Genomic DNA, 16,523 nt, shown 5'->3' with positions numbered 1-16,523 from the left:
AGGCTTCGCTCAGGAATCCGGCCAGAACTTGCGCCAGCCGTCGGCTTCGAGCGTCGTCGGCTCCAGACCGGCGTCGCGTGCGGCCTGCTCGGCGGCCCGGATATCGCGGGCGAACTGCTTCGCGACGGCGCGGAGCTCGCCTTCGGGATCGACGCCCGCGCGGCGCGCGGTCGCGGCCACCCGGAACAGCTGGGCGGCCGCTTCGGAACCGTCGGGGAAGAGGTCGAGCGGGATTCCGGCCCGCCCACTGCGCTGGCCGAGCTTCCCGGCGAGCGCCACGGCGGGCTGGCCGAGCGCGACACCATCCACAATGGACTGGCGGCTCTTCTCGGCCTGCTTCAGTTCTTCCCATTTGAGGTTCTGGTCGCTGACGGTCTCGACCCGGGGGGCGTCGGCGAAGACATGCGGATGACGTCCGACGAGTTTCGCGACCAGTTCGGACGCGACCTCGTCGATCCCGAACGGGTCATCCGCGTCCTCGACCGCGACGCGCGCGTGGAACAGCACCTGGAGCAGGACGTCGCCGAGTTCCTCGCGCAAGGCGACGCGGTCGCCCTCCTCGATCGCGTCGAGCAGCTCGTAGGTCTCCTCGACCAGGTATTGACGCAGCGACTCGTGTGTCTGGACGGCGTCCCACGGGCATCCGCCCGGCGAGCGGAGCCGGTCCATCACCTCGGCGGCCTCGACCAGCGGCGGAACGGGCGCTTCGATCACGCGCGCGCCCGACCTGATCAGCGCCGCGGCTTTCGGTTCCCTTCGCGAACCGGCGATGAGCACGAGGTCGCGCACCTGCGTGTCACCGAGCGCGGGTACCCCGAAAACGCCTGGATCCACATCGGACGCCGCGTACACGGCCGCGCCGTTCCGCAGGATCGGGAGTGCCGCAGCGGGCAGTGTCGCCCCGCGGGCGATCACGACGACGGCAGCGGTCACGGGTTCTGCGGGGCGGCACCGTGCACAGGCAGCACGATGCCCTTCTTCGAAGCTTCGTTGGGCGCGAGGTCCATGTCGACAACATCCCACACGCCGTAGCGCGGGTTCACCTTGAGGTCGACCTGGTCGAGGTCCGGCTGGAGGAGCCGGACACCGATCTTGGCCAGCTGCTGGGCAGTGGGCTGCGCGGCCTGGTCCGACGCGACGGGCTTGTCCGCGGTCCGCTCACGCACCACGACGACGACCCACAGAGGCTGCTGCGGTGTCGGCTTGAAGGCGGCGACGGTGTTGGGTTCGAGACCGAACAAGACGGTGGCCGCGGTCGCGGGCGACTGCATGGCGGGCAGCTTCTGGCCGGTGCCCGCCTGCGTGTCGGAGGTCTGCTGGTCCTGCGCGATCAGCTCGGCGGCCGCGTTCGGCGAGGCGGCGAAGCGGCGGGCCTTCTCGATCGCCTGCTCGCGCAGCTTGTCCGAGTCGCCACCGGTGGCGTCGGTCGAGGAGACCGAGCTGAAATCGAACGTGACGGTGAGCTTGTCCACGTACTTCATCGCGAGCTGGGTCTGCAGCGCCGCGTCGACCAGTGCCTCGCGGTGGTCCCGCACCCGCGCCACGAGCTGCTCGACGCTGAGCTCGGGGTCGTCCTGCGGGTTGGCCTCCATCGGCTTCGCCAGCGGATCGTTCTGCAACGCGTTCACCACGAGGGATTCGTCGACCCCGATGCCTTCCCGCTGAGCGGCGCGCTTGGTGAGGTCGTGCAGGATCTCCTGCCGGACGATTTCGCGGCCGACGAGGTCGAGCTTGTGCTCCTTGGCGAGCTGCTGACCGTACGGGTGCTCACGAACGGCCTTGTCGATCAGCTGCTGCACGCGATCCACCGAAACGGTCCTGCCGTCGACGATCACCGCCGCACCGACCTGCCCGGGTCCGGCGTTGCATCCGGCGAGAAGGAGAGAACCGGCAAGAACCCCGACCAGCGCGCGACGGCGCCCCATGATCCGCATCACAGGGCCTACCCTCTCATACCGGCCCCGGCGAGAGAACCAGGTCGTGAGTCGCGATTCGGGCTCGGCCCATCACGCGAGTTACGCCTCCAAGCACGCGAGTTCCGCTTCCCATCACGCGAGTTACGTCTCCGATCACGCGTGTTCGGAGTTCCTCACGCGACGGGCGCCGGCGACTTCATCAGATTCGTCAGCAGCTTCGCGCACCAGGCCAGCAGCTCCTCGTCTCGCAGCGCCGGGGCGCCCATCCGCCCGCCCGCCGGACCTTCCGTCGGCTTCGGCACGGAGACCGTGTTCGTCACCGCCTTGTAGAGAGCCTTGGGGTACAAGCGCTTCAGCCGCACCATCTGCGAATCCGCCAGCGGCAGCGGAGCGAACCGGATCGACGTGCCCTGGGCGGAGACCTCGGTGACCCCGGCCGCGCGGCAGGTGTGCCGGAACGCGGCGACCGCGAGCAGCCTCCGCACCGGTGCGGGCGGCTGGCCGTAGCGGTCGACCAGTTCCTCGCGGACGGCGTCGAGCCCGGCCTGGTCGGGCGCGGCCGCGATCTTGCGGTACGCCTCCAGCCGCAGCCGCTCGCCCGGCACGTAGTCGTGCGGGATATGCGCGTCCACCGGGAGATCCACGCGGACCTCGGCGAGTTCCTCCTCTTCGGCGGTCTCCGCGCCCGCGTGACGGCGGAACGCGTCGACCGCTTCGCCGACGAGCCGCACGTACAGATCGAACCCGACGCCCGCGATGTGCCCGGACTGCTCAGCGCCGAGGATGTTGCCCGCGCCGCGGATCTCCAGGTCCTTCATCGCGACGGCCATGCCCGCGCCCAGTTCGGTGTTCTGCGCGATGGTCGCCAGCCGGTCGTGCGCCGTCTCGGTGAGCGGGGCCTCCGGCGGGTACAGGAAGTACGCGTACCCGCGCTCACGCCCTCGCCCGACCCGGCCGCGCAACTGGTGCAGCTGTGCGAGACCCAGCAGGTCACCGCGTTCCACCAGCAGCGTGTTGGCGTTCGAGATGTCCAGCCCGGTCTCGACGATCGTGGTGCAGACGAGCACGTCGTACTCGTTCTCCCAGAAACCCTGGATGATCTTCTCGAGTTTGTCCTCGTTCATCTGCCCGTGCGCGGTGACGACACGCGCCTCGGGCACCAGCTCGCGAATGCGCTTCGCGGCCTTCTCGATCGACGAAACCCTGTTGTGCACGTAGAAGACCTGGCCGTCGCGCAGCAGTTCGCGCCGGATCGCGGCGCCGACCTGTTTGTCGTCGTACGCGCCGACGTAGGTCAGGATCGGGTGCCTGTCCTCGGGCGGGGTCAGGATCGTGGACATCTCACGGATCCCGGCGAGCGACATCTCCAGCGTCCGCGGGATCGGCGTCGCCGACATGGTCAGCACGTCGACGTGCGTCCGCAGCGCCTTGATGTGCTCCTTGTGCTCGACGCCGAACCGCTGCTCCTCGTCGACGATCACCAGGCCGAGGTCCTTGTACCGGATCCCGGTCTGCAGCAGGCGATGCGTGCCGATCACGATGTCGACGTCGCCCGAAGCGAGCTGTTCGAGGATCGCGTCCGACTCGGGCTTCGAGGTGAACCGCGAAAGGCCCCTGATCTTCACCGGGAACGAACTCATCCGTTCGGTGAAGGTGTTGAGGTGCTGCTGCGCGAGCAGCGTCGTGGGCACCAGCACCGCGACCTGCTTGCCGTCCTGCACCGCCTTGAACGCCGCGCGCACCGCGATCTCGGTCTTGCCGTAGCCGACGTCGCCGCAGATGACGCGGTCCATCGGGACGCCGCGTTCCATATCCGCCTTGACCTCGTCGATCGCGGCGAGCTGGTCGTTGGTCTCGGTGAACGGGAAGGCGTCCTCGAGTTCGCCCTGCCACGGGGTGTCCTGGCCGAACGCGTGCCCCGGAGCGGCCTGCCGCGCCGCGTAGAGCTGCACGAGCTCGGCGGCGATCTCCTTGACCGCCTTCTTCGCCTTGGCCTTGGTGTTCTTCCAGTCCGACCCGCCGAGTTTGTTCAGCGTCGGCAGTTCGCCGCCGACGTAACGGGAGACCTCGTCGAGCTGGTCGGTCGGGACGAACAGCCGGTCCCCCGGGTGCCCGCGTTTGGAGGAGGCGTACTCCAGCAGCAGGTACTCGCGCGTCGCGCCGGCGACGGTGCGCTGCACCATCTCGACGAACCGGCCGATGCCGTGCTGGTCGTGCACCACGTAGTCGCCGGCCTTGAGGGCGAGCGGATCGACGGCGTTGCGGCGCCGCGAAGGCATCTTGGTGCTGAAGTCCTTTGTGGACGTTCCGGCGCCGGAACCGCGACCGGTGAGGTCCGATTCGGACAGCACCACGAGGGCTCGCTCCGGCGAGACGAAACCGTCCGAAAGGCCGCCGCACGTCACCGTCACGACGCCGGGTGTCAGCGGACCGGTGACGCCTTCGGCGAGCGACGCGGGCACGTCCCCCGCCGACAGCTGCTCGACGGCGCGAGCCGCCGTGCCGTGCCCGGCGACGACGAGCACCGCCGTCCCTCCCGCGGCCGTGTGCGCGCGCAGGTCCGTCGTCGCGCGCTCGACCTCGCCGCGGTAGTTCGGCGCGGCCTCGATCGAGACGCGGTAGACGTCGGGATCGTCACTGGCCAGCTGAGTCAGCGTCCACCAAGGGCGCTTCGTCTCCTGAGCGTGCTTCGCGATCCCCGCGAGGTCCCGGTACGCGGAAGCGCCGAGGTCGATCGGCGCCTGACCGCCCGCGGCGGCCGTCGTCCAGGACGCTTCGAGGAACTCCTGCCCGGTGCGGACCAGGTCTGCCGCACGGGCGCGGATCTTCTCCGGATCGGCCAGCAGCACGTGCGTGCCCTGGGGCATCGCGTCGGTCAGCAGCTCCAGCTCGCCCTCGCACAGGACCGGGATGAGCGCCTCCATGCCCTCGACGGGGACCCCGCCGGAGAGCTTGGTGAGCATCTCGGTGAGCTGGGCGTCCGCTTCGTACGTCGTCGCCAGCTCGGCGGCCTTCGCGCGCACCGGCTCGGTGAGCAGCAGCTCACGGCACGGCGGCGCGCTGACGTGCCGGATCTCCCCCGGCAGCGACCGCTGATCCGATACCGCGAACGCGCGGATCTCGCTGACCTCGTCGCCCCAGAACTCGACCCGCACCGGATGCTGCGCCGTCGGCCCGAACAGGTCGAGGATGCCGCCGCGCACGGCGAACTCGCCGCGCTTCTCGACCATGTCCACCCGCGTGTAGGCGAGCTCGACCAGCCGCTCGAGCAGCCCTTCGAAACTCTGCTCCTCGCCGACCACCAGGTCGATGGGCGCGAGCGAACCGAGCCCGGGCGCCATCGGCTGGATGAGGCTGCGGACGGTCGCGACGACGACACGCAGGTCGTCGGCGCCCGCTTCGAGCCGGTGGAGCACCTCCAGCCGCCGCCCGACGGTGTCCGCCCGGGGCGACAGCCGCTCGTGCGGCAGCGTCTCCCAGGACGGGAAGTCGGCGACGGCGCCTTCGCCGAGGAAGGACTTCAGCGAAGCGGTCAATTCGTCGGCCTCGCGGCCGGTCGCGGTCACCGCGAGCACGGGGCGGCCGGCGCCCTCGTCCGCGGCGAGGGCGCCCACGACCAGCTGGCGGGTGGCGATCGCGCCCTGGAGTTCGAGCACCGGTGCACCGGCCCGCTCCACGACCCCGCGAAGGGCCGGATCGGGAAGGATGGAATGAAGGAGTCCGGACAATGGAGCGTTTGTCACCGTCCCAGCCTACGTGGGGGCACCGACAGTCCGCCGCGCGATTACCGGGGCAAGGCGTCGGCGACCTTCGGAAGCTGTTCGTCGAACTCGGCCGGTTCCTGCGTCGCGATCCGGATCAGCACGTGTTCGGCGCCCGCGTCCTGGTATTCGCGCAACCTGTCGGCGACCTGCGCCGGGCTGCCCGCGATCTGCACTTGGATCTTCTCGACGAAGTCCAGCGGAACGCCGTAATTCCGCTGCGCGTAGTCCTCCATCCGCTCGCGGGCACGGATCGAGTCCTCCTCGATGAGCACTGTCGCGAACAACGCGGGCGTCACGGGACGTACAGCTGCTTCGCGGATCTTCGCGAGCCCGTCGGCGTAGTCCGCGACGTCGGGCGGATACGGCAGCCAGCCGTCGTAAAGCCGTCCCGCCCGCTGGAGCGCGCCCGGGGTGAACGCGGCCAGCCACACCGGCGGACCACCCGGACGGTGCGGTTCCGGATACTCCGGAAGTGTGTCGTAGTGCAGCACGTCGCCGTGGAACGGACCGCTGTTCCCGCTCCAGACGTGCCGCCACAGCGCGACGATGTCGTCGAGCCGGGCGCGGCGGCGTTCCCACGGCACGCGCGTGAAGGCGAACTCGGGTTCGCTGCGGCCGGCGAACCCCGCGCCGACGCCGAGTGTGACCCGGCCCTGGCTGAGCAGGTCGAGCGAGAGGATCGCGTTCGCGGAAAGCAGCGGATCCCGCAACGCCGGAAGCAGCGCGGCGGTGCCGAGGGTGACCCGCTCGGTTCTGGCGGCGAACGCGGCGAGCAACGTCAACGGATCGATGGGCGCCCGCGCGAGGGTGTCGCCGACCCAGACCGAATCGAGGCCGAGGCGCTCGGCTTCGACGGCGATGGCGACCATTTCCGGCGCGGTGCGCCCGGCGTCGAGGATGGACCGATAAGTAGGGACGACCAGACCGAATTTCATGCCGGGAGCATCGCCGCGGCGGGGAATCGTCTCAATTCCTTCGAGGGAATGGCGGCGCCGACGGCGGCTCGGCCAAGATGACGGCCATGGTTTCCGGATTCGGCCCCGCGCTGCGGGGCTGGCGTGAGCGGCGGCGGCTTTCCCAGCTGGAACTGGCGCTCCGGGCCGGGACCACCCAACGGCATGTGAGTTTCCTGGAAGGCGGCCGGTCGATCCCCGGCCGCGGCCTGGTGCTGCGCGTCGCCGAATCGCTCGAACTCCCGCTCCGGGAACGCAACGGCCTGCTGCTCGCGGCCGGGTTCGCCCCCGGTTTCCCCGAAACGGATCTGGACGATCCCGCGGTGAAGCCGGTCCTCGACGGCATGCGTCGGCTGCTCGACGGGCACCGGCCGTACCCGGCCATCGTCGTCGACCGCTACGGCGTGCTCGTCGCCCGCAACGACGCGCTCGACCTGCTCTTCGAGGACGTGGCGCCGGAACTGCTGGAGGAACCGGTCAACACCCTGCGGCTCGCGCTGCATCCGAAGGGGATGGCGCCGCGAGTTCGGAACCTCGCGGATTGGGCGCGGCACATCCTGGAACGGCTGACGCAGGAGATCGCGCACGCGCCCGACGAGCGGCTCGCCGCACTGCTGGCCGAACTCGAAAGTTACGTTCCGGAGCCGGGACCGCCCGGCCCGGACCATCTCGGGTTCGCCGTGCCGATGCGCCTGTCCACTTCGGCGGGCGAGCTGCGGCTGATCACGGCCATCACGACGTTCGCCACCGCGGCCGACGTCACGGTGTCGGAATTGAAACTGGAGACCTTCCTCCCCGCCGACGCCGAGACGGCCGCGATCCTGATGCGCTGACCGGCAGGGCCGCGCGGTGCACGAACGCGGGCGGCAGGTTCGGCCAGACGACCGGCGAGCGCCCGGTCACCGCGAACCGGTCACGCAGCGCGGCGGCGAACCGCCTGCCCGGCGGTGCCCAGGCGGCGTGGGCGTAGGCGAAGGTCGTGAACCGCCCGTTCGGGACCAGGACTTCGGTCACCCGGTCGAGGATCCGTTCCTGGCGTTCCGCTGTCATGACCGTCCACGGCAGACCGGAAACCACGACGTCGGCGGCCTCACGCACGTACTCGTCCAGGCTCTCGGCGGATCCCTGGACGATCTCGATCTCCGGATACCGCTCCCGCAGGTTCCCGGCGAGCCTGGGATTGATCTCGACGGCGACCAGCCGGGCGCCCGGCGGCAGCCGCCGGAGGATCGCACCGGTGAACACGCCCGTACCGGGCCCCAGCTCGACGACGAACCTGGCGTTTTCCAGCCCGAGGCCCGCCGTCATGGCTTCGGCCAGTTTCGGGGAGCTGGCCGCGACGGCCCCGGTGAGCATCGGATGGCGGAGGAATTCCCTGGTGATCGACATGATCCCGACGCTAGGAACGGGTTCCGTGGCCCCGCGTCGGCCGCGACGGCCGTCCCCGTCCTCCCGCGGGAGGACGACGGGGGTACCCCAGGACGACGCGCTCGGCCGCCCACCGCGGTTACGTTCGGGACGTGCTCAGGCTGTCCGAGCGGATCCGCGCCCACCCGTGGGTGACCGACCTGCCGCTCTTCGCGTGCTTCATCTTCCTCGCGCCGACAGGGTCGTCGCCGGTCCCCAAGGCGATCCTGCTCGTGCCGTACCTCTTCCTCCTCCCGCTGCTCTGGCGGCGACGTCATCCCGAGATCGTCGCGGTGCTGATCGTCACGGGTGTGGCCGCGCAGAGCCTCGTGGAGGTCTGGGCGTACGACCGCGGCCGCTGCGAACTGGCGATGGCCGTCGCGCTCTACACCATGGTCCGCGCGGGGAACCGCCGGTTCGCCGCGGTCATCGCCGTCGTCATCGTCTCCCTCGACGTCACCTGGGGCCTCACCTGGGGAGCCACCACCGAACAGGGACCGGAGGTCGCGATCTTCGCGACGATCCCGCTGCACGTCGCGGCCTGGGCGCTCGGCGAATTCTTCCGCGCGCGCCAACGTCTTTCGGACGAGGAGGCGGCGAAGGCCGAGTTGGCCGCGTCCGAACAGGACGCCCGCGCGCGAGCGGCGGTCGCCGAAGAACGCACCCGCATCGCGCGGGAACTGCACGACGTCCTCGCGCACAGCGTGAGTGTCATCGTGATCAACGCCGAGGGCGCGAAACTCATGCGTCACAAGGATCCCGAAGCGGTCGACCGCACGCTCGACACGATCGGCAAAGCGGGTCGCGACGCGCTGGCCGAGTTGCGCCGTCTCCTGGAGGTCCTCCATGCGGGCGAAACCGTTCGAAGTCCTCAGCCCGCCGTCGCGGAACTTCGCGATTTGGTCGAGCAAGTGAGCGCGACGGGCCGCGAAGTCGGTCTCCGGGTCACCGGTGACGCCGACGGGCTGCCGCCCAGCGCCGCGCTCCAGGCGTACCGGATCGTCCAGGAAGCACTGACGAACATGATCAAGCACGCGCCCGGCGACGCGAGCGGAACCGTCGAAATCGATTTCAGCGAGGAGGGCCCGCGCCGGGACGTCCGGATCGAGGTGACGAACACCGGCGGTTCCGGGCCGCCCGCGCCGAGGCTGCCGTCTTCGGGGCGGGGCCTGGCGGGGATGGCGCAGCGGGTCGAGATGTTCCACGGGACACTCGACACCGGGCCGACCCGGGACGGCGGTTACCGGGTGGCCGCGAGCCTGGTGGTGGAGGCGGGATGACATCCCCGGTGAAGGTGCTGATCTGCGACGACCAGGAACTGGTCCGCGTCGGGATGGGCATGATCGTCACGAGCCAGGAGGACCTGACCGTCGCGGGCGAAGCCGCCAACGGGGCCGAAGCGGTGGAGACCGCATTGAGACTGCGGCCGGATCTGGTCCTGATGGACGTCCGGATGCCGGTGCTCGACGGCGTCGCAGCGACGGAGCGGATCTGCGCGGCGCTGCCAGGGACGCGGGTCCTGATGATCACCACCTTCGACCTCGACGAGTACGCGTACGCGGCGTTGCGCGCCGGTGCCAGCGGTTTCCTGGTCAAGGACGCTCCGGCCGAAGAAATCCTCGTCGCGATCCGAGGTGTGCTTCGCGGGGATTCGATGGTCTCCCCTTCGGTCACGAAACGCCTGCTGGACCGCTATCTGGACGACGCCCGCGACGGCGGTGAAAGCAAGCGGCTGGAGAAGCTGACCGAACGCGAGAAGGACGTCCTCGCGCTCATCGCGCGCGGCCTGGCGAACAGCGAAATCGCCTCGAAGCTCTACATCGGCGAGACGACGGTGAAAACCCACGTCGGCCGCATTCTCGCGAAACTCTCACTGCGCGACCGGGTGCACGCGGTCGTGTTCGCCTACGAAAGCGGTTTGGTTCGCGCGGGTGGTTGAGCACGGTGGCATGCTGAAGACATGCGCACTTCCGCCGTCGTCGTGTTCGCTTCGCTGTCCTTGCTGGTCACGGCCTGTTCCGGGGCTTCGAGCGAGACGGTCCAGAGCGCACCACCGGTCACTTCGAAGCCCGCCGCGTCGGCGCTGAAGATCGAGCAGGTGACGGCCGGGCTCGAACACGGCTGGGACGTCGGTTTCCTGCCGGACGGGAAGATCCTCGTCACCCAGCGCCCCGGGAAGCTGGCCCTGGTCGAAGGCGGCACGAAACGCGACGTCGCCGCGGACTTCTCCGACGTCCACGTCCGCGGCGAAGGCGGCCTGATGGGGATGGTGATCAGCAAGGACTTCGCGACGTCACGCGAGTTCATCACCTGCCAGACCCACAAGGAGGGCGACACCGCCGTCGACATCCGGCTGGTCACCTGGCGGCTGTCGGACGACGGCGCGAGCGCCACGAAGGTCAAGGACCTCCTGACCGGGTTGCCGGTGAACCCCAGCGGCAGGCACTCCGGCTGCCGTCCCGCGTTCGGCGCGGACGGCGCGCTGCTCATCGGCACCGGCGACACCGCCCGCCCGCAGCATCCGCAGGACCGGACGAGTCTCGGCGGCAAGGTGCTCCGCGTCGACGCGAAGACCGGGAACGCGTTGCCGGACAACCCGTTCATCAAGTCCGCGAACCCGAACGAACAGCGCGTGTTCACCTACGGGCACCGCAACGTCCAGGGCGTCACGGTCCGTCCCGGCACCGGGCAGGTGTTCACCGCCGAGCACGGGCCGACCATCGACGACGAGGTCAACCTGGAGACCGCGGGCGCGAACTACGGCTGGGACCCCTCCAAGGGCGGCACCGAGACCAGCTACGACGAAAGCGTCCCGATGACCGACAAGCAGCGCTTCCCGGACGCCGTCAGTCCTTTGTGGACGACCGGCGAGATCACCGAGGCGATCTGCGGCGCGGAGTTCCTCACCGGATCGCAGTGGGGAGCGCTCGAAGGCTCGCTGGCCGTGACCGCGCTGAAAGGCCAGAAGCTCCTGCTGTTCCGCCTCGACGACGCGGGCAAGGTCACCGAAGTGACGCTGCCGCCCGAGTTCGACGACAAGTTCGGCAGGCTTCGCGCCGTCCGAAGCGCGCCCGACGGCTCGCTCTACATCACGACTTCGGAAGGCGAGGACGACAAACTGCTGAAGGTCACCCCTGGTGCCTAACGACCGAGGTGCGCGCCGCCGTTGACGTGGACGATCTGGCCGGTGACGTGCCGCGCCTCCGGGCTCGCCAGGAAGGCCACCACTTCGGCGACGTCCGCGGGCTCGCCGGCGCGTTTGGTCAGCGTGTTGCAGATCAGCCACGCCCGGCGTTCGTCGGACAGCTTGCCCTGGAAGAATTCGGTATCCCCGACCAGTCCGGGCGCGACGATGTTCGCGGTGATCCCGCGCGGCCCGAATTCCCTTGCCACATCGACGTTCCACGCCTCCAGCGCGGCCTTGGCCGCACTGGAGGAACCCGCTCCCGTCCGCGCGGCGATGGAGCCGATGGTGACGATCCGCGCGCCGTCGGCGAACCTTTCCCGCAAGGCACGGGTGACCAGCACGGCGCTGAACACGTTCGCGTCGATGTTGGCCTGCCAGTTCGCCGCGAAGGCATTCAGGTCTTCGGCGGGCTCGTTCCGGAAATCGGTGTTCCCGCCCGCGTTGTTGCCCAGGACGTCGACGCGCTCCGGCGGTTCGGCCGGCGCCCGGTCCACCGCGTCGAACAGGACTGGGTTCGCGCCGAGCAGCGTGGCGGCCTCGGTGAGGACCTGTTCGCGGTGGCCGGTGATCGTCACCCGATCACCTCGCGCGGCGAACGCCGCCGCGACCGCGTGACCGATCCCGGTGCCGCCGCCGGTGACCACCACTTCCCCCGTTCTGCCCCATGACCTCCGGCATAGGGACACTAGGCTTCCCCCATGACGAAGATCGACCCGGCGACGACGGCGCTCGTCCTGATCGACCTCCAGACGCGGATCGTCGCGCTGGAGACCGTCCCGATCGAAGGCACCGAGGTCGTGTCGAACGCCGTCCTGTTGCGAGAGGCCTTCAGCGCGGCCGGCTCACCGATCGTCCACGTGCGCGCGCACCGGCCGGGTGTCGACGAGCAACCGCCCGGCAGCGAACTGGTCGCCGAGCTGACGCCTCGTGAAGGCGAGCACCTGATCACCAAGCACACGATCGGCGCGTTCTACCGCACCGGACTCGACGAACTCCTGCGCGGACTCGGTGTGAAGACACTGGTGCTCGCCGGGATCGCCACGGAATACGGCGTCGAATCGACACTGAGGGCCGCGATCGACCACGCCTACGAGACCATCGCCGTTTCGGACGCGATGGCGGGTATCGCCGCGATCTCCCATGAGTCGGCGGTCACGAAGGTGTTCCCGCGGCTGGGCGAAGTGCTCACGACCGCCGAGACCGCCGCGGCGCTGGGCTGAACCATGATCGACAAGATCGCTTGGCTGCACCTGCTCGACGGCCGGATCCTGAGCACCCGCTCGCGCGGCAAATCCGTGTTCTACCTGCCCGGCGGCAAACGCGATCCCGGCGAAACCGACACGGAGACACTGATCCGCGAAGTCCGCGAGGAACTGACCGTCGAGATCGTTCCGGCGAGCATCGAGCCCGCCGGCGTCTTCGAAGCGCAGGCCGATGGCCACGCGACGGGGCTACTGGTCCGGATGACCTGCTACACGGCCGAATTCGGCGGGACACTCACGGCCAGCAGCGAGATCGACGAGGTCGCGTGGCTCGGCTACGAGGACAGGGACCGGGTCTCCGCGGTGGACAAGATCATCTTCGATCACCTGCGGGAGACCGGCCTCCTGCGCTGACTAGTACAGCCGCAGCTTGGGTTTGTGCTCCAAATTGGACAGACCGTTCCAGGCCAGGTTGACCAGATGCGCGGCGACCTCGTCGCGCTTCGGCTTCCTGGCGTCGAGCCACCACTGCCCGGTGAGCGCGACCATCCCGACGAGCGCCTGCGCGTACAGCGCGGCCAGCTTCTCGTCGTAGCCCCGCGCGGCGAACTGCTGCGCGAGGATGTGCTCGACCTGGCTGGCGATGTCGTTCAGCACCGTCGAGAACGTGCCCGTCGAACTCGCGACCGGTGAATCCCGCACCAGGATGCGGAAGCCGTCGTGGGAGTCCTCGACGTAGGAGAGCAACGCGATCGCCGCCTGCTCCAGCATCACCCTCGGGTGTCCACCATGGAGGGTGGACACCATCCGGTCGAGCAGCAGCTGCGTCTCGCGGTCGACGACGACGGCGTAGATGCCTTCCTTGCCGCCGAAATGCTCGTACACCACCGGTTTGGAGACGTTCGCGCGATGCGCGATCTCCTCGATGGACGTGCCTTCGAAACCCTTCTCCGCGAACAGGGCCCTGGCGACGTTGAGCAGCTGCTGCCTGCGCTCGGTCCCCGTCATCCGCACCCGGGCCACCGGAGCGACAGGACGCGCCCCGGTGACCGCTTCACGTTTGGTCCGCCTTCTCCCCGCCATCGCAGAAGACTAACGCGACCTCGCTATTTGCTTTCAGTGGCGATGCGCGCGAGGCGCTGCGGGGTCGGCCAGCGCACGTCGTAGGCCCAGCCGAACTTCTCGAAGATCCAAATCAGCCGCGCGGAAATGTCGATCTGGCCGCGCTGCACACCGTGCCGCGCCGAAGTCGGGTCGGCGTGGTGCAGGTTGTGCCACGACTCGCCGAAGGAGAAGATCGCCAGCGGCCAGAAGTTGGCCGACTTGTCGCGGGCCGCGAACGGGCGCTCGCCGATCATGTGGCAGACCGAGTTGACCGACCAGGTCACGTGGTGCAGCACGCAGACGCGCACCAGCCCGGCCCAGAAGAACGCGGTCACCGCGCCCCAGAACGACCAGGTGATCAGTCCACCGAGGATCGCGGGCAGCACCAGGGTGAGCAGGCTCCACAGCCAGAACAGGTCGTCGACCTTCTTGATGGCCGGATCCTTCACCAGGTCGGGTGCGAACCGCTCCGCGTTGGTCTGGTCGCGGTCGAACAGCCAGCCCATGTGCGCGTGCCAGAACCCCTTGGCGATGGCGACGGGTGTCGTCCCGAACAGCCACGGCGAATGCGGGTCGCCGTCGCGGTCGGAGAAGGCGTGGTGGCGCCGGTGGTCGGCGACCCAGGTGATCACGGGGCCCTGGACGGCCATGCTGCCGGCGATCGCCATCGCGACGCGCAGCCACGGCTTGGCCTTGAACGAGCCGTGCGTGAAGTAGCGGTGGTACGAAACGGTGATACCGAGCCCGCTGATCGCGTAGAAGACCACGAACAAGCCGACGTCGACCCAGGTCAGTCCCCAGCCCCAGGCGAACGGGACGGCCGCGAGCAACGCGGCGAGCGGGAAGATGACCCCGAGGTAGACCGAGAGCTGCACGCCGCTCGATCGATGTCCTTCGATTACCGGCTTGGGGCCCTTCGCGGGCTTCTGGGAACGGTCCAGGGTAGCCGTCATGCAGTCACTTCTTTTCTATGCGCAACCCCGAGGGTTTCCCTAAGGGTGACCTTACCTACGATGCCGTAAGTTACGGTACAGGAGGTTTCGGCCCCTGTGGAGTGCCCGCGACAGTGAGACAACCCCCGGGCGCACGCGGAGGTCCCCGGCATGGCTATCCTGACCAGGATCGATCCGCCGTAGTGTAATCGGCAGCACTTCAGATTTTGGTTCTGACAGTTCAGGTTCGAATCCTGGCGGCGGAGCAGACGAACAGATGACCAGCGGCGTTTTCAACGGTGGGGGTGTGTGCGGCTGACCGAGGACGCGACGACCAGTGGCAGGCGGCCGGCGCTTGCGGAGATGTCCGATGCCTGGCTCTACGGTCGCGCGCGCGAACTCGGAGCGGCCATCCAGCGGGTCAGCTACGCCGAACAGCTGGACATCGTCACCAGCCTCGACGAACTCCTCGACGAGACGCAGCGCCGCGGCGAACCGTTGCTGGTCGCCCAGCTGCTGCGCTACTCGGCGATGGCCAGGCTCGTCACTCGCGGTCTCGCCGCCGAAGCCGAGCCCCGGCTCGACGAGATGCTCGCGCACACCAGACGGCACGGGCTCGCGCTGATGCGGGCCGACGCGCACGCCATGCGCGGCCGCCGTCTTGTGATCGCCAAACAGGAGGACGCCGCCCTCACCGAGATCGCCAGGGCGCTGGCCATCCTCGACGACTCCGCGGTCCCGGACCGCCAGGTCGGCAGGCGCAACTGGGACCGGATGCTGTCCACGACCCTGGTCGACTGCTGGCTGGTGCTGAACCAGCTGGGCGTCTACGAGGCGGCCGAGGAGGCCATCGCCCGCGCCGCGCAGGCGATCCGCGACAGCGCGAGCCCGCATGAGATCGCGCTCCAGCTGATCAACCGGGTCAAGATGCTGCTGGGCTGGGGTCTGCGGCTCGAACGCATCGAGCGCTACGACGAGGGCGCGGACAAGTTCCGCACCGCGGCGTCGATGGCCCAGGCCGCCGAAGGCCCGTTCACCGAGTCGCTCTTCCCGCGCAAGGCCGGGGTGCCCGCGATCGACCAGGTCGGCGTGCTCGCCGCGGCCGCCGCACTGGCGTCGCCCGATTCGTCGCATATCGAACGCCTGAACTCGCTGCTGCATCCGGAACTGGTGTTCCCGCACGAACGCGAGATCATCGCCATCGCGCTGGCCCGCTGCCTGGACAACGACGGCCGACGCGAGGACGCCCTGCAGGTGCTCAAAGAGGTCCGCGAGGACAACGAGGACGGCTCGCTGCCGTCGATGCGGTTGAACCTCGCCCGCGAGCTCGCCAGGCTCGACACCACCCCGGACTACGCGTCGGGGGCGAGCCAGTCGCTGATCGACTACGCGACCATCCTGGAAACGGAGATGTGGTCGCTGCGGGAATCGCAGATCGCCACGCTCAACGCGCGCCGGGAGCACGAACGCCTGTCCGCCGAGCACGGCGCGATCACCCAGCAGGCCCTCCAGGACCCGCTCACCGGGTTGCCGAACCGGCGCGCGCTCGACGAAAAGCTGCGTTCGCTGGCGTCGTCCGCCGACGCCCAGCCGCTCGCGGTCGCGCTGGTCGACCTCGACGGTTTCAAGGACGTCAACGACAAGCAGTCGCACGCCGAGGGCGACAACGTGCTCCGTGTCATCGCGAGCACGCTGCGCGACGCCCTGCGCGGAGACGACGTGGTCGCCCGCTACGGCGGAGACGAGTTCATCGTGCTTCTACCTGGGGCTCCGGCCTCCGCGGCGAAGCAGGCGCTGGGGCGTTCTGTGAATGCCGTCGCATCTCTGCCGCACCATCTTTCGCACGGCGTCACCCTCTCCGTCGGCCTCGTCTCGCTTCGCCCGCAGGAACGGGCCGAGCAGGTCCTCGCCCGCGCCGACGCGGCCATGTACCAGGCGAAACGCGGCGGCGGGAACCAGGTTTCGTCGGTGAACTCGATGGCCATCGACCCGGCGACCGGATGGCCCGGTGAGGATGCTCCGACCGACCCCGCGTGGGACTCCGAGCAGCCCACGTAG

Annotated in this window: 15 protein-coding genes and 1 tRNA gene; 8 read left to right on the top strand and 8 right to left on the bottom strand. The window is 69.3% G+C overall.

From position 1 onward, the window contains the following. Nucleotides 1-9: 9 nt before the first annotated feature. The 4 genes from AC0685_RS12060 to AC0685_RS12045 all read right to left on the bottom strand — a co-directional run bounded on the left by AC0685_RS12060 (nucleotide 10) and on the right by AC0685_RS12045 (nucleotide 6,615). The gene (locus tag AC0685_RS12060; protein ID WP_478225527.1) at nucleotides 10-933 is read right to left on the bottom strand and encodes a nucleoside triphosphate pyrophosphohydrolase; all 924 of its coding nucleotides are present in this window, start codon (nucleotides 931-933) and stop codon (nucleotides 10-12) included. Beyond that, nucleotides 930-1,934, bottom strand: a complete 1,005-nt coding sequence (locus tag AC0685_RS12055) for a hypothetical protein (RefSeq protein WP_478225526.1) — start codon at nucleotides 1,932-1,934, stop codon at nucleotides 930-932. The genes AC0685_RS12060 and AC0685_RS12055 overlap by 4 nt, the downstream gene beginning before the upstream one ends. Before the next feature lie 155 nt (nucleotides 1,935-2,089). Further along, nucleotides 2,090-5,644, bottom strand: coding sequence for a transcription-repair coupling factor (mfd, locus tag AC0685_RS12050; RefSeq protein ID WP_478225553.1), 3,555 nt, complete (start codon nucleotides 5,642-5,644; stop codon nucleotides 2,090-2,092). Between the two features lie 56 nt (nucleotides 5,645-5,700). Beyond that, nucleotides 5,701-6,615 carry an LLM class flavin-dependent oxidoreductase gene (locus tag AC0685_RS12045; RefSeq protein ID WP_478225525.1) on the bottom strand — a complete coding sequence of 305 codons (915 nt, stop codon included), beginning with the start codon at nucleotides 6,613-6,615 and terminating at the stop codon, nucleotides 5,701-5,703. Nucleotides 6,616-6,701: 86 nt separating this feature from the next. Here AC0685_RS12045 and AC0685_RS12040 point away from each other — a divergent pair, with 86 nt between their 5' ends. Continuing rightward, complete coding sequence (locus AC0685_RS12040; RefSeq protein ID WP_478225524.1) at nucleotides 6,702-7,466, top strand: MmyB family transcriptional regulator; 765 nt, start codon at nucleotides 6,702-6,704, stop codon at nucleotides 7,464-7,466. Here AC0685_RS12040 and AC0685_RS12035 read toward each other — a convergent pair. Next, nucleotides 7,393-8,022 (bottom strand): class I SAM-dependent methyltransferase, encoded by a 630-nt coding sequence (locus AC0685_RS12035; protein ID WP_478225523.1) that lies wholly within the window; start codon nucleotides 8,020-8,022, stop codon nucleotides 7,393-7,395. The two genes, AC0685_RS12040 and AC0685_RS12035, sit on opposite strands and share 74 nt — an antisense overlap. 131 nt (nucleotides 8,023-8,153) lie before the next feature. Between AC0685_RS12035 and AC0685_RS12030 the strand changes: the two genes are divergently transcribed. Genes AC0685_RS12030 through AC0685_RS12020 form a run of 3 tightly spaced genes read left to right on the top strand, consistent with a single transcriptional unit; the run spans nucleotide 8,154 to nucleotide 11,185 of the window. Then, on the top strand, nucleotides 8,154-9,320 hold the full coding sequence (locus tag AC0685_RS12030) for a sensor histidine kinase (protein WP_478225522.1): 1,167 nt from the start codon (nucleotides 8,154-8,156) through the stop codon (nucleotides 9,318-9,320). After that, a complete protein-coding gene (locus AC0685_RS12025) occupies nucleotides 9,317-9,979 on the top strand; it encodes a response regulator (RefSeq protein WP_478225521.1) in 663 nt (220 codons plus the stop codon). The genes AC0685_RS12030 and AC0685_RS12025 overlap by 4 nt, the downstream gene beginning before the upstream one ends. A 21-nt stretch (nucleotides 9,980-10,000) precedes the next feature. Beyond that, nucleotides 10,001-11,185 (top strand): PQQ-dependent sugar dehydrogenase, encoded by a 1,185-nt coding sequence (locus tag AC0685_RS12020; RefSeq protein WP_478225520.1) that lies wholly within the window; start codon nucleotides 10,001-10,003, stop codon nucleotides 11,183-11,185. On the opposite strand, the gene AC0685_RS12015 is transcribed toward AC0685_RS12020, so the two are convergent. Further along, nucleotides 11,182-11,871 (bottom strand): SDR family NAD(P)-dependent oxidoreductase, encoded by a 690-nt coding sequence (locus AC0685_RS12015; protein ID WP_478225552.1) that lies wholly within the window; start codon nucleotides 11,869-11,871, stop codon nucleotides 11,182-11,184. The genes AC0685_RS12020 and AC0685_RS12015 overlap by 4 nt on opposite strands. 54 nt (nucleotides 11,872-11,925) lie before the next feature. Between AC0685_RS12015 and AC0685_RS12010 the strand changes: the two genes are divergently transcribed. Both AC0685_RS12010 and AC0685_RS12005 read left to right on the top strand, forming a co-directional pair. Continuing rightward, the gene (locus tag AC0685_RS12010; protein WP_478225519.1) at nucleotides 11,926-12,447 is read left to right on the top strand and encodes an isochorismatase family protein; all 522 of its coding nucleotides are present in this window, start codon (nucleotides 11,926-11,928) and stop codon (nucleotides 12,445-12,447) included. 3 nt (nucleotides 12,448-12,450) lie between these two features. Continuing rightward, nucleotides 12,451-12,843, top strand: coding sequence for an NUDIX hydrolase (locus tag AC0685_RS12005; RefSeq protein WP_478225518.1), 393 nt, complete (start codon nucleotides 12,451-12,453; stop codon nucleotides 12,841-12,843). Here the strand turns inward: AC0685_RS12005 and AC0685_RS12000 are convergent, their stop codons facing one another. Both AC0685_RS12000 and AC0685_RS11995 read right to left on the bottom strand, forming a co-directional pair. Further along, nucleotides 12,844-13,437, bottom strand: a complete 594-nt coding sequence (locus tag AC0685_RS12000) for a TetR/AcrR family transcriptional regulator (RefSeq protein ID WP_037318732.1) — start codon at nucleotides 13,435-13,437, stop codon at nucleotides 12,844-12,846. It lies immediately after the preceding gene. 98 nt (nucleotides 13,438-13,535) lie between these two features. Further along, nucleotides 13,536-14,486, bottom strand: coding sequence for an acyl-CoA desaturase (locus AC0685_RS11995; RefSeq protein ID WP_125674120.1), 951 nt, complete (start codon nucleotides 14,484-14,486; stop codon nucleotides 13,536-13,538). Between the two features lie 173 nt (nucleotides 14,487-14,659). Here AC0685_RS11995 and AC0685_RS11990 point away from each other — a divergent pair. Together AC0685_RS11990 and AC0685_RS11985 are read left to right on the top strand one after the other, a co-directional pair. Continuing rightward, nucleotides 14,660-14,731: transfer RNA gene (locus AC0685_RS11990), tRNA-Gln, on the top strand. A 43-nt stretch (nucleotides 14,732-14,774) separates the two neighbouring features. After that, nucleotides 14,775-16,523 carry a GGDEF domain-containing protein gene (locus AC0685_RS11985; protein WP_478225517.1) on the top strand — a complete coding sequence of 583 codons (1,749 nt, stop codon included), beginning with the start codon at nucleotides 14,775-14,777 and terminating at the stop codon, nucleotides 16,521-16,523.

The organism is Amycolatopsis sp. NPDC043889 (assembly GCF_056435645.1).
The sequence above is the reverse complement of the archived record's forward strand: the minus strand, read 5'-3'. Positions and strand labels throughout refer to the sequence as shown.